Here is a 13,358-nt window from a genome sequence, read left to right as displayed (position 1 = left end):
TGAACTTACCAGACGGGAGTGGCTACGATTTATGTGCACTTGTTAAATCCCAATCGGATAAACCCGTTATTTTTCTAACAGCCTTTGATGATGAGGTGAATGTTGTTATGGGTCTTGATATGGGAGCGGATGATTATATTACAAAGCCATTCCGTATTCGTGAGCTGCTTTCTAGAATCAAGTCTGTTCTTCGCCGTTATGACAAGCAAATTCAGACAAAATCGGTGATTGAAATCGAAAATATTAAGATTAATACATTAGAAGGGAAAATATACAAAAATGGTACAGAAGTATTTGTAACGGCATTAGAGTATCGACTATTTCTGATTTTTGCTAATCACATTGGACAAGTGTTAACTAGAAGCCAGCTTTTAGAACGTATATGGGATGTAGCCGGTGATTTTGTAAATGATAATACGCTAACCGTTTACATCAAGAGATTAAGAGAAAAACTAGAGGACAATCCACAAAATCCGACGATTATTAGAACCGTACGTGGTATAGGATATAAGGTGGGTGATTAATCTGATTCGTAATAAGGAAATTCAAATCTTACTTCTAGTTCTCAGCATAATTGGCATTATAGCAATTGGACTTGCTGCATTCCTTTTTTCCATTAAGGCTGCCATATTTACCTTTATCACTACCGTTTTACTAATTAGCTGTAGTCTAGCTTTTACAGCATGGCGATATCGGGAAATCGAAAAGCTATCAAATTATTTACGACAAATTAGCAACGGGGAATATTCACTAGATATAAGAGATAATGACGAAGGAGAGCTAAGTATATTAAAAAATGACATTTATAAAGTCACGTTAATGCTTTCAGAGCATGGCTCTCTTTTACAAGAGGATAAAATTAAACTAACTAATGCTATATCAGATATCTCTCATCAGCTCAAAACTCCGCTTACATCCATGATGGTAATGGCGGATTTATTAAATGATTCGAAGCTAAATGAGACAAAACGCGTGGAATTCACCCGTAATATTCGTGTTCAATTAGAAAGAATGGAATGGCTAGTATCCTCTTTATTAAAGTTATCCAAAATAGACGCAGGTACGATAAGGTTCAAAAAGAATCAAGTAGTCGTTCGCCAGTTGATTCAAAAAGCGGTGGAGACAGTATTAATTCCAATGGATATAAAAGAACAAACTTTGTTGGTAAACGGGGAAGACGAAGTATCATTCCTTGGAGATCTTAACTGGACGGTAGAAGCCATCATCAATATTTTAAAAAATTGTGTGGAGCACACCCTGGAAGGTGGACGGATTTCCATATCTTTTTCTGAAAATGCCTTATTTACTGAAATAGCCATTGAAGATAATGGAAAAGGAATATCGAAAAAAGATCTTCCTTATATTTTCAAACGCTTTTTCAAAGGGGAAAATGCAGGAGAGGACAGTGTTGGAATCGGTTTAGCGATGGCTTACTCTATTATTAAATCCCAAAATGGATCACTTGAGGTTACAAGTGAGGAAGGGAAAGGATCAAGGTTTCAAATTAGAATCTTTAAACAGGTGATATAAACGTGTCCTCCATAATTCAAATGGTCTTAAGTGACTATATTGTCACCAAAAAGTCACCGGAGTGTCATTTTAGGCAGATATACTAAAGCCAACATCAACCATTTGGAGGTTTACTAATGAATATATTAGAAATTAAAAATCTGTCTAAAATCTACGGAAACGGTGAAACAGCCGTTAAAGCGCTTGATGATGTATCATTTTCAGTTAAAAAAGGAGAATTTGTCGTCATTATTGGACCTTCTGGTTCAGGAAAATCAACCTTACTTCACTTACTAGGCGGTGTCGATCGACCAACAAGCGGGAATGTCCTAATCGATCATACCGATATTTATCAGCTTAATGAAACCCAGTTAGCCATTTTCAGACGCCGTCAAATCGGATTGATTTACCAATTTTATAATCTAATTCCCATACTAACAGTAGAAGAAAACATTACGTTACCCATGTTACTCGATGAGCACAAAGTAGATAAAAAACAATTGGATCATGTGGTCGGAACATTGGGCTTAACAAACCGTTTGAAGCATTTGCCAAATCAGCTTTCTGGTGGTCAGCAGCAACGGGTTTCGATTGGAAGAGCACTGATAAGTAATCCAGCCATAATGCTCGCCGACGAACCGACAGGTAATTTAGATAGTAAAAATAGTGGCGAAATCATGGAGCTCCTAAAAATGTTTAATAAAACCTATAACCAAACTCTCATTGTGATTACTCATGATGAGCGAATTGCCTTACAAGCAGATCGAATCATTGCCATTGAAGATGGAAGGCTCGTCAAGGATGAGGTAATCCGTCCATGAACATCATGAATAAACTGACCATTAGACATTTGAAGGAAAATAAAAGAAGAACACTCGTTACCATTATCGGTGTTATTATATCAGTCGCCATGGTAACGGCAGTAACCACTCTCGGTGTTTCCTTTTTAGATTTAATGAAAAGACAAACGATCGCAGATGCTGGTGAATGGCATGTTCAATACGTTAATGTGAACAAGGAACAGATCGAAGCAATAGAAAAGGATAACGCTACGAAGGAATTAATCATTGCTAGCGATCGTGGATATGCGAATTTAGAAGGTTCACAAAATAAAAGAAAGCCTTATCTATTTATAAAGGAATTTAATAAAAAGGGACTAGAAAACTTTCCGATAAAAGTAATAAATGGGAGAATGCCACATGCAAATAATGAAATAGCCATTTCAAAGGAGATTTCAGCAAATGCAAAAGTAACTTACAAAATTGGCGATCAAATTACACTGGATATTGGGCAGCGATACTTTGCTGGTGAAAAAAATGCTCTTGGGCAAAATGATCCACTGCAACAAAATCAAGGAGAACTATATGAAACATTTAACATGGAAAATTCGAAAACCTTTACAGTAGTTGGGATAATTGAACGTCCTTCATGGGAACCTTCATGGTCACCAGGCTATACAGTGATTAGCTATGTGGATCAAAATAATTTGGAGAATGGTGAGCGAGTGGATGCCTCAGTAATTTTGAAAAAGGTAAACGGCTCACTTTATCAACATGCAGAAGAAATAGTTAAACAAAATCAAATTGAAAAAGTCAAATATCACGATGAATTACTTCGATACTACGGAGTTACGGACAGTGATAATCTAAGAACAACACTCTATTCATTAGCGGCTATAATCATGTCTGTTATTATCGTAGGATCTGTTGCATTGATTTATAATGCCTTTGCAATTAGTGTGTCCGAAAGAACTAGACATTTGGGTATGCTTGCAAGTGTAGGGGCAACAAAGAAACAGAAGCGAAATTCTGTATTTTTTGAAGGAACGATCATTGGAGCGATTAGCATACCAATTGGAATCATAGCAGGAATGGTTGGTATTGGTGCAACCTTTTGGTTTATCAATACCTATCTAGAAGGTGTACTTGGATCGTCTGAACAATTAATGGTAGTCGTTACACCACTATCCATCCTAGTTTCCTGTATCATTTCAATTGTAACAATCTTTATTTCTACCTATTTACCTGCTAGAAAAGCATCGAAGGTTTCTGCGATTGATGCTATCCGCCAAACCCAAGATGTCAAACTATCAGGTAAAGCTGTCAAAACGTCTAAGTTAGTTCGTAAGATATTTGGTATTGAAGCAGAAATTGGTTTGAAAAATATGAAGAGAAACAAGAAAAGATATCGTGCAACCGTCTTTTCACTCGTGATTAGTATTGTCCTTTTCTTATCCGTCTCCTTTTTTACTGCTAATTTAAAAAAATCATTAGAGCTTTCTCAAGAAAATATTAATTTTGATATTAGTATCTATAGTCCAAATGCAGTTGAAGAAGAGTTAAATAAGTTAACAAGTGTGAAATATGTTACAAATAGCATTATCGTTCATAGACTTCAACTTAATTCCTGGATTGACAAGTCCATGATGGCTAAAGAATTAGAGAAAAATGTAAAGAATGATAAAGCGATTCTAAAAGATGGTAAATATCCTTATTACATTATTTTATATGGTCTAGATGATAAGAGTTTTGCGGCATATGCCACCCAAGTTGGAGCTGATTTGGATAGTCTACAAAACCCTAATGATCCAACTGCAATTGTGATTGATCAGATTTCCTATCAGGATTATGAAGAAGGAAAATTTGTTGAAACGAAAGCGATTAACACTCAGCCAGGTCAGGTCATCGATCTATTTACCTTAAATAATGAAAATGGAGAAGAGCAATTTCTAAATAAAGTAAAGATTGGCGCCTTAACAGATCAGGTCCCAATGGGGACTTACAACCCTTATCTTGGTGGTCTAGATATCATTGTATCTGAAACAACGCTGAATTCGTTGATTAACGAAAAGGTCCAAAACGAAGTTCAAGCCGAAATTTATCTCACAACCACTGACCCTATGAAGACACAAGAAGAGCTAGAAAAATTAGAACTAGCCAATACACATATATACAATGTTTATCAATCCAAACAGCAAAATGAACAGCTACTTATGTTTATGTCTATTTTTACGTATGGTTTTATTGTTTTAATAACATTGATCTCGGTTGCGAATATTTTTAATACCATTTCCACGAGCATCTCACTTCGCAAACGTGAATTTGCCATGCTAAAGTCAGTTGGGATGACACCAAAGGGCTTTAACAAAATGATTCATTATGAAAGTATTTTCTATGGAATCAATTCATTACTATATGGGCTACCGCTTAGTATTGGGGTAATGGGTTTGATTTACTGGGGATTGGGGAACACCTTCGAATATGGATTCGCGTTGCCATGGATGAGTATTCTCTATGTCATTGCAGCCATTTTTATCATTGTAGGTTCAGCCATGATCTATTCGATTAGCAAAGTGAAGAAAGATAATATCATTGATGCGTTGAAGCAGGAGATTATATAGAAAATAGGAGATGAGTCACGAATAGTGACTCGTCTTTTTGCTTTCAAAGGATGTAAAATAGAATAATAAAATTGAATGAAACGAGGAGGACACTAACATGGTAGAGCCATTGATTAGATTAGCTACTGAAAAGGACATTGATTCCATCCAGATTATCTATAACCAAGGAATTGAAGATAGAATTGCTACTTTAGAAACGGAAACAAAGGATTACTGCTTTATGAAGGATTGGTTTCACAAACATAATGGGCGATATCAAGTTATTGTGGCAGAAGAAGAGGATAAAATTCTTGGGTGGGCATCCCTAAATCCTTATAACAGTCGAGCTGCTTATTTAGGTGTTGCTGATTTATCTCTTTATGTCTCAAGGGAAAACAGAGGAAAGGGAATAGGTGGGAAGTTACTTGACGCAATTCAAATCATCGCTATAGAAAAAGAGTTTCATAAAATCATTCTTTTCACCTTTCCATTTAATCAATTAGGCCAAGGATTATATAGAAACAAAGGATATCGTGAAGTGGGCATTTTTAAAAATCAAGGCATCTTAGACGGTCAGTATGTCGATGTTATGGCAATGGAAAAACTATTAATGGAATTATAAAAAGAGTACTCCACTGACAAATATCCATTCAAAAATAGAGGTAGGCTGTTTTCTTTTTTACAATATAGCAACTATGTTTAGTAAGCTATATAAACTTAGTTACATATGTAGTTGAAGTATATAAGCAAATTATTATATACTAATTACCGGATATGTTAGGAGGCGTAACGATGGCAGCCATTTCTAAAGTTGATTTAGAAAAAGCAGCAACTATTTTAAAGTTACTCGGTGACAAAACAAGATTGACGATGATTAAAATCCTAGACAGTCACGATTGCTGTGTATGTGAATTTGTCGCTATGTTTAATGCTAGCCAACCTGCAATAAGTCAGCATATAAGGAAGCTAAAAGATTCCGGTTTAGTTGGCGAAACTCGGAGAGGACAATGGATTATCTACTCGCTCAATAAAGAAAGTGAATATTATCCCTTTGTTTGTAGCTTATTAGAACATCTGCCCAATCAAGATTTTAAACTACAACAACTAGAAAAACAGGGATTACGCATTTCGTGTGATTAACTGGAGGTTTGTACATTGACAGCAGTCATTTTAGCATCATTGATTTTCTTAGTAACACTTATTTTAGTTATTTGGCAACCAAAGGGTCTGTCTATTGGTTGGTCAGCTTGTGGAGGTGCAATGCTAGCTTTAATCGTGAGAGTCGTTGACTTTAACGACGTGATAGACGTGACATCGATTGTGTGGAATGCCACATTAGCCTTTATAGCTATTATTATCATTTCTCTTATATTAGATGAAATTGGCTTTTTCGAGTGGTCAGCTTTACACATGGCCAAAGCAGCGAAAGGAAATGGGGTGTTAATGTTTGTTTATGTCTCCATTTTAGGAGCATTGGTGGCTGCCTTTTTTGCTAATGATGGAGCAGCACTCATTCTAACTCCTATCGTTCTTGCCATGGTTCGTAACCTTAAGTTTGAAGAAAAAATGGTTTTTCCGTTTATTATAGCAAGTGGATTTATTGCCGATACAACTTCGCTACCGCTTGTAGTAAGTAACTTAGTGAATATTGTTTCGGCTGACTTTTTTGGAATCAGCTTTCCAGAATTCGCTTCTCGGATGATTGTTCCAAACTTCTTCTCACTAGGAGCAAGTATCTTAGTTCTATATTTATATTTCCGAAAAAGTATTCCTAAACAATATGATATAGCTCAATTGAAAAAGCCTGTTGAAGCCATTAAAGATCCAAAAATGTTTCGTCTTTCATGGATTGTTTTAGGAGTTCTTCTGCTAGGATATTTTGCAAGTGAATTCACTGGAATCCCAGTTTCCATTATTGCAAGCATTGCAGCGATATTCTTTTTGTTTATGGCAAGAAAAAGTCCAGCTGTTCATACTAAAACCGTCATAAAAGGCGCACCATGGGCTATCGTCTTTTTCTCAATTGGAATGTATGTAGTTGTTTATGGCTTAAGAAATGTTGGTTTAACGTCCGTTTTAGCAGAATTAATCCAGATGACAGCGGACCAAGGATTATTTGCAGCTACAATCGGGATGGGTTTTATTGCCGCCATACTCTCCTCCATCATGAATAACATGCCAACCGTTATGATTGATGCCCTTGCGATAGCCGAAACGAATACAACTGGCGTAATTCGTGAAGCACTTATTTATGCGAACGTCATCGGTTCAGACTTAGGTCCGAAGATTACGCCGATTGGGTCTCTCGCTACGTTACTATGGCTACATGTATTGTCACTTAAAGGGGTAAAAATCTCATGGGGCACTTATTTTAAAACAGGAATTATCTTAACCATACCGACTTTGTTTATTACGCTAGTTGGTCTATATATGTGGTTGATAATTATTTCTTAAAAATAAATCATACATTTAAAGGAGCTTACCAACATGGCTAAAAAAACAATTTATTTTCTATGCACAGGAAATTCTTGCCGCAGCCAAATGGCTGAGGGCTGGGCTAAGAAGCATTTTGGCCCGGAATGGGATGTTAAAAGTGCAGGACTTGAAGCGCATGGATTAAATCCATACGCTGTAGATGCAATGAAAGAAATCGGAATCGATATTTCAAATCAAACTTCTGATGTGATCGATCCTGAAATTCTAAACAATGCTGATTTGGTCATCACGTTGTGTGGACATGCAGCTGACCACTGTCCCGTAACTCCACCTCATGTCAAAAAAGTACATTGGGGATTCGATGACCCAGCCAAAGCGGAAGGAACAGAAGAAGAAAAATGGGCATTTTTCCAACGAGTTCGTGATGAAATTGGTGAAAGAATCGAACGTTTTGCTAAAACAGGAGAATAAATGAAAAAGTCAGGTCCCTTCTAGGGTCTGGCTATTTTTTTTTAAAACAGACCAAAAAAGGAGGATATTGTGTAGGCTTTTGAAGAATTATTAAACAATGAAACTGGTAGGAGGAAACAAATGAAAGTTAGACTAACTGAATTCAGTGAAAACTGGGCTTTTTTGTTCCAACAAGAGGCTGAATTTCTGAGCAGTATTTTTGGTGATGAAATAATTAAATTTGAACATTTCGGTAGTACTTCGGTTTATGGTTTAAAGGCAAAACCAGTTATCGATATGATGTGTATCGTTAACGACATAAATAAGGTTGATTCTTTTAATGACCAAATGGATGCACTCGGTTATGATGTTGCAGGAGAATGGGGGATAGAAGGTAGAAGGTTATTTCGAAAAGGTGGGGAGAACAGAACTCATCATATTCATTTTTATCAAAAGGATAACCCACAAATTAAACGTCATATCATTTTTCGCGATTATTTGCGTGCGCATCCAGAAGAGGTGGTTAGATATAGTCGCTTTAAAGAAGAATTAGCTAGTCGTTTCGAAAACACTAGCGAATATAGCCCAGCCAAAAAATCATTTGTCAAAGAAATGGAGCATCTAGCAATAAAGTGGTTTGAGAAAAATTGCACTTTGTGAAGTTGACTACTGTTTGATATTGGATATGAACGTTAAAAGTCTGATATAGTAAGGCTATTCCAAGTTTTTTAACAACTGTAAGAAAGGTTGATTGAATTGATTACAAAACAGCAGTCTACTAATACCCAATCCCTCAAAGAAAAAGCAGTCTCATTTCTACAACTCGTAGCTTCTGGAAAGGTTCGCGAAGCATACAACAATTACATTGGTCCTGATTTTTGTCACCATAATCCTTATTTTCGTGGCGATGCAGAAGCACTTATGATTGCAATGGAAGAGAATGCGGTAAAGAATCCGAACAAGGTACTGGAGGTTAAACGTGTAATCGGAGAGCATGATATTGTAACGGTTTACTCCCATATCAAACAAACTCCTGAGGAGCTTGGTGTGGCTGTTGTCCATATTTTCCGTTTCCTAAATGACCAAATCGTTGAATTATGGGATATAGGTCAAGCTATTCCTGAAAACTCTCCTAATGAAAATGGGATGTTTTAACAGGTTAATATTTAATACGACGATAGCATTCCTGCAATAAGGAATGCTTTTTTTGATTTAATTAAGAAGGTTATGTTTTAGGAGGTTCTAAATTCTTGTTCGTTCAACGGTCTGACATAATGTTTTTACGGATTTGTGAAGGTTTCTAATACGCCAACATTGTTTACTCGTTTTCTTGTATATTGATAGTGTAATCATTCATTAAATTAAATTATCAATAGAAAGGAAGTTGATTTACATGTTGGTAAATTTCATTAGAAATAATAAAATTGCTGCTGCTCTGTTTACACTAATTCGTATTTATTTAGGATATGCTTGGTTAAATGCTGGGATTCACAAATTGACTGGTGGCTTTGATGCAAGTGGATTTTTAAAAGGGGCTGTGGCAAATCCAGTCACTGGTCCTGATGGAATTGTGTATGGTGGCTGGGTAAGTTTCCTAGAAAGCTTTGCGATTCCAAATGCAGATATCTTTAATACTTTAATTCCTTGGGGAGAAACTTTAGTTGGTTTAGGTTTAATTCTTGGATGCTTAACTTCTGTAGCTGCTTTCTTCGCGGTAGTCATGAACTTTAGCTTCTTGTTATCTGGTACTGTAAGTCATAACCCAACTGACATCATCATGGGAGTACTAATCATGGTCGGTGGCTATAATGCTGGAGTATTTGGACTTGATCGTTATGTAGTACCTTTCTTCAAGAAAAGATTTGGTAAAGACGTAGAAGGCAAAAAAATAGCTGCCTAGTTGTAGCACAAAACGTAAAAGGTTGATTCAAATGAATCAACCTTTTACGTTTTATATTTACACCTAATTCATTAAGTAAACTTTACGAAACTTATAAAAACTGAGAACTTTCCAAGGAATTAGATAGGCACAGGCAGTGATGAAAAAAAGCTTCATTCGCGAATCTGAATCCATATCTATAATCCCTCGAAGGGTCCACCGTATTGCGAAAAGTGTTAAAAATAAAAAGATGAATGCCAAACTTTTCTTTACATAGATACTCCCATCCTCCCGACGTTCATAACCGGTCGTAAGGATTAAAGGAATGGAAAGTAAAAATCCGAATAATAACGCGATCGTAACTTCTAATGGAGCTACTTCAGCATTGGGATTCATAATTAATGACCAACCAGGTGTTAACAAAAATAGGGTTACAAGTATTCGAACTCCTTTACCTTTAATAGGTTTGTACATCGAGATGATTTGTCGATAAAAAATAAAAGCTGCAACAAAGATGATGATGATAAGAATTGGGTTATAGTTCATATTAAATTACCTTTCTAGAATTTATTTTTATAGATAGCTAAGTAAACGAATTATTCAAGTGAGATTGTATGTTAAACATTCTTCAACAGTTTTCATCGCATTAGGAGATATACTCCTTGCTAGAAATATAGAATATAACGGGATTTTCCATAAAGTTCCATGGTAAAAATAACATTTTTTTTAGGTATTTACAACTATTTATTTTTAAAAAATCAAAATGAATGGAATACGTATTAATAATCTATATACTCTATAAAGCTTATTTACTATATGGGGCACAGTATTTGTTTGAGAAAATTAGAAAAGAGTTGAGGTATGTACTAAGTAAAGTGTCCGTTAGATGGGTTCTATTGGACAAAATCACTCTAGACAATAATCAAAGTGTCCGATAGGAGGGCCCTATTGGACAAAATCATTCTAGACAACCGTGTAAGTGTCCGATAGGAGGTCTCTATTGGACAAAATCATTCTAGACAACCAGCAAAGTGTCCGATAGGAGAGCTCTATTGGACAATACCACACTAAACAAACATCAAAGTGTCCGATAGAAGTTCTCTATCGGACAAAACCACTCTAACCAATCTGCAAAATGTCCGATAGACGAACTCTATTGGTCAGAACCACGAAAATGAACAAAAAAAGTGACAAAAGGTGTCTCTTGTGGACATAATTAACTTTAGAAATTCTTATTTACTTAGTTTAGGCTACAGTTCCAAGCTAAAAACAACGCAGTCCCTGAAATATAACTATCATAAAAAATTGGCGGTGCTATAAAATGATTCAAATTCCAATCATAAAGGAATATCAAGACCATTACCAGCAACAAGTTGTAGAATTGATTCTTCAAATCCAGCAGCAGGAATTCCAAATTCCGATTAGTAAAGAAGATCAACCCGATTTATTTACAATCGAATCGTTTTATCAAACAGGAAACGGTAACTTTTGGATTGCTCTGTATCATGATCAAGTAGTTGGAACGATTAGTCTCTTAGACATAGGGAATAATGAAGTTGCCTTACGAAAGATGTTTGTCCATAAAGGATATCGTGGACAAACATACAAGACTGCAAGTCTTTTATTGGAGAAAGCACTAAAATGGGCTCAAGAAAAATCCCTTAAAGCCATCTATCTAGGGACAACACCTCAGTTTTTAGCAGCCCACCGATTCTATGAAAAAAATGGTTTTGTGGAAATTAACGATACTATGTTACCTCAAAGCTTTCCAGTATTAAAGGTTGATAAAAAATTCTATACATATACAGTCAATAATAATCCTTCAAACGTCCGCATCTATCGCTAGGTGCGGAATCCTTTACCTTAGATGTGAGTAATTCCCATAGGACTAAGGATGGGAATTGGGAGCCTCATCTAAAGCATCTATTGAGACAAGTCGACTATAATCATGTACACCTCTAGCGGAAACCATTGCCATACTTGATGTATTATCAATACTCTCAATCCAAACTGGTACTCCATGATAATGAACGGCTATTTCTTCTTCAGTAGATAAGATTTCTTTTACACGCATTAAATCCATTGATGCTCACCTCAACACTAATATCCCCAATTAGAAAGACATTAATCCGTCTACTAACTTTAAATCTGAGACGATCCAAAAAAATTGAATATTAAATGTTTATCATAAGAAACTCTTTGCTTTTCCATACTTTGACTGTTTGATAGGCAAATGATTTTGATACGCAATATAATATTGGATATTTTTGGTTGACATGAAAGAAAGAACGTAATATTATTTGTTTAAACTTTTGGAATAAAAAGTAAAGCATTTTTAATGAAGTTGTACTCCTATTAACTCTTTTTTGTCATACTTTGCTTTGAAAAGAAAGATTGCCACGCAATTACTAATCCTCTCAAGCGTACTGTGGAGGGTTTTTTATGAGTCTTTTGCCGCAAATAATAGAATAGAGGTGTATAAATGACAGTTGGACAACTGGTTGGCAGGGGTAATACCGCTGAAGTTTTTCAATGGGGTGAGAATGAAGTATTTAAGCTGTTTTTCGAGACAACACCAGTAAAAGATATTGAAAGAGAATTTGAGATTAGTAGATTAATTCACCAATTAAAGATTCCTTCTCCTAATGTAAGTGAAATAATAGAATATCAAAATAGAATAGGGATCATATATGAAAAAGTGAATGGGAACAGCTTTACCCAACAACTATCAGCAAAACCGTACTTACTTAAACGAAATGGTCGTTATTTTGCTGAGTTACAAGCTTCTTTTCACGAAAAAAGTAGCGATGAATTACCGTCTCAAAAAGCGTATATTTCTAGGAATATTTCTGGCACCGATTTGTTAACTCAACAGGAAAAGGATCTGATAATAAATTATTTATCTCGTTTGCCAGAAGGAAACAAAATTTGCCATGGAGATTATCATACTGACAATATTATTCTAGCAAATGGTAGTGCTAAGATTCTTGATTGGATGACTGGAACTGTAGGGAATCCATGTGGTGATGTTGCAAGAACTCTCATAATCATGCGATATGCTTTTTTACCGCCAACCATGCCAAGAACAACAAAACTCTTGATCCAAGTGTTTAGGAATCTTTTTACAAAATTTTATATAAATTCCTACATGAAATTAACAAGCACTTCCATTGAAGACATTGAAAAGTGGCAATTACCTGTTATGGCCGCAAGATTAATTGAAGGTATTCCTAAACCTGAAAAAGAGATATTGCTTAAGATAATAAGAAATAGTTTAAAAGAAAGCCATAGCTTAAAATAGTCTAAACCGTTCCGTTTTGAGGTGCATAATGGTAAATTGACATCAGAAATGGCGTACGAATTGACGAATGCCATTTCCCTTTCACATAAGGATTGTTTATACCTTTTTTAGAAAAGTAAAACCAGTAATGACACAAGAAATTTAATGGTCAAAACTTATGGGACACTCAAAATTAAGTGTTAATTGCGATGTCAATTCTTAGGAAGTTTCTAAGTAACCAGTGATAATTTAAAATAAGCGGAACTATTTCCCTTAAACTGCCAAATAGGGCTTGGTTCGGGGTATATAAGCGGAGTTTTTCCGGTTAAGCAAAGCGAAATGACCCATTTTGACGTTTTTTGAGTAAATAGCCGGAATCCTTCCGTCTATTTAAGCTATTTTCAGTGCTATTTCGTAATTAAGGG

The 13,358-nt window shown here is 35.6% G+C and carries 15 protein-coding genes; 13 read left to right on the top strand and 2 right to left on the bottom strand.

The window, feature by feature from the left end; genetic code table 11:
* The 11 genes from LRP83_RS19470 to LRP83_RS19420 all read left to right on the top strand — a co-directional run.
* A partial coding sequence (locus LRP83_RS19470; RefSeq protein WP_230498377.1) for a response regulator transcription factor occupies positions 1-524 on the top strand: 524 nt, incomplete at its 5' end.
* 1 nt (position 525) lies between these two features.
* Complete coding sequence (locus tag LRP83_RS19465) at positions 526-1,530, top strand: sensor histidine kinase (RefSeq protein WP_230498414.1); 1,005 nt, start codon at positions 526-528, stop codon at positions 1,528-1,530.
* Positions 1,531-1,646: 116 nt separating this feature from the next.
* Positions 1,647-2,330, top strand: a complete 684-nt coding sequence (locus tag LRP83_RS19460) for an ABC transporter ATP-binding protein (protein ID WP_230498376.1) — start codon at positions 1,647-1,649, stop codon at positions 2,328-2,330.
* Positions 2,327-4,909 carry an ABC transporter permease gene (locus LRP83_RS19455; RefSeq protein ID WP_230498375.1) on the top strand — a complete coding sequence of 861 codons (2,583 nt, stop codon included), beginning with the start codon at positions 2,327-2,329 and terminating at the stop codon, positions 4,907-4,909. The genes LRP83_RS19460 and LRP83_RS19455 overlap by 4 nt, the downstream gene beginning before the upstream one ends.
* 97 nt (positions 4,910-5,006) lie before the next feature.
* Positions 5,007-5,510, top strand: a complete 504-nt coding sequence (locus tag LRP83_RS19450) for an arsinothricin resistance N-acetyltransferase ArsN1 family A (protein ID WP_230498374.1) — start codon at positions 5,007-5,009, stop codon at positions 5,508-5,510.
* Positions 5,511-5,680: 170 nt separating this feature from the next.
* Positions 5,681-6,028, top strand: coding sequence for an ArsR/SmtB family transcription factor (locus LRP83_RS19445; protein ID WP_230498373.1), 348 nt, complete (start codon positions 5,681-5,683; stop codon positions 6,026-6,028).
* A gap of 15 nt (positions 6,029-6,043) precedes the next feature.
* On the top strand, positions 6,044-7,342 hold the full coding sequence (locus LRP83_RS19440) for an arsenic transporter (protein WP_230498372.1): 1,299 nt from the start codon (positions 6,044-6,046) through the stop codon (positions 7,340-7,342).
* A 33-nt stretch (positions 7,343-7,375) separates the two neighbouring features.
* Positions 7,376-7,795, top strand: coding sequence for an arsenate reductase (thioredoxin) (gene arsC / locus LRP83_RS19435; RefSeq protein WP_230498371.1), 420 nt, complete (start codon positions 7,376-7,378; stop codon positions 7,793-7,795).
* A gap of 120 nt (positions 7,796-7,915) precedes the next feature.
* A complete protein-coding gene (locus tag LRP83_RS19430; protein WP_230498369.1) occupies positions 7,916-8,434 on the top strand; it encodes a GrpB family protein in 519 nt (172 codons plus the stop codon).
* Between the two features lie 96 nt (positions 8,435-8,530).
* Positions 8,531-8,929 (top strand): nuclear transport factor 2 family protein, encoded by a 399-nt coding sequence (locus tag LRP83_RS19425; protein ID WP_230498413.1) that lies wholly within the window; start codon positions 8,531-8,533, stop codon positions 8,927-8,929.
* A gap of 238 nt (positions 8,930-9,167) precedes the next feature.
* The gene (locus tag LRP83_RS19420; protein ID WP_230498367.1) at positions 9,168-9,674 is read left to right on the top strand and encodes a DoxX family protein; all 507 of its coding nucleotides are present in this window, start codon (positions 9,168-9,170) and stop codon (positions 9,672-9,674) included.
* Positions 9,675-9,737: 63 nt separating this feature from the next.
* Here LRP83_RS19420 and LRP83_RS19415 read toward each other — a convergent pair whose 3' ends face one another.
* The gene (locus tag LRP83_RS19415; protein WP_230498366.1) at positions 9,738-10,199 is read right to left on the bottom strand and encodes a CcdC protein domain-containing protein; all 462 of its coding nucleotides are present in this window, start codon (positions 10,197-10,199) and stop codon (positions 9,738-9,740) included.
* Between the two features lie 775 nt (positions 10,200-10,974).
* On the opposite strand from LRP83_RS19415, the gene LRP83_RS19410 reads away from it, so the two are divergent.
* On the top strand, positions 10,975-11,499 hold the full coding sequence (locus tag LRP83_RS19410; RefSeq protein ID WP_230498364.1) for a GNAT family N-acetyltransferase: 525 nt from the start codon (positions 10,975-10,977) through the stop codon (positions 11,497-11,499).
* Positions 11,500-11,541: 42 nt separating this feature from the next.
* On the opposite strand, the gene LRP83_RS19405 is transcribed toward LRP83_RS19410, so the two are convergent.
* Positions 11,542-11,736 carry a small, acid-soluble spore protein, H family gene (locus LRP83_RS19405; protein WP_230498363.1) on the bottom strand — a complete coding sequence of 65 codons (195 nt, stop codon included), beginning with the start codon at positions 11,734-11,736 and terminating at the stop codon, positions 11,542-11,544.
* Positions 11,737-12,135: 399 nt separating this feature from the next.
* On the opposite strand from LRP83_RS19405, the gene LRP83_RS19400 reads away from it, so the two are divergent.
* On the top strand, positions 12,136-12,954 hold the full coding sequence (locus tag LRP83_RS19400; RefSeq protein ID WP_230498362.1) for a phosphotransferase family protein: 819 nt from the start codon (positions 12,136-12,138) through the stop codon (positions 12,952-12,954).
* The last annotated feature ends 404 nt before the right edge of the window (positions 12,955-13,358 follow it).

This window comes from Pseudoneobacillus rhizosphaerae (genome assembly GCF_917563885.1).
GTDB lineage: Bacteria > Bacillota > Bacilli > Bacillales > Cytobacillaceae > Pseudoneobacillus > Pseudoneobacillus rhizosphaerae.
This window is presented reverse-complemented; position numbering and strand designations above follow the sequence as displayed.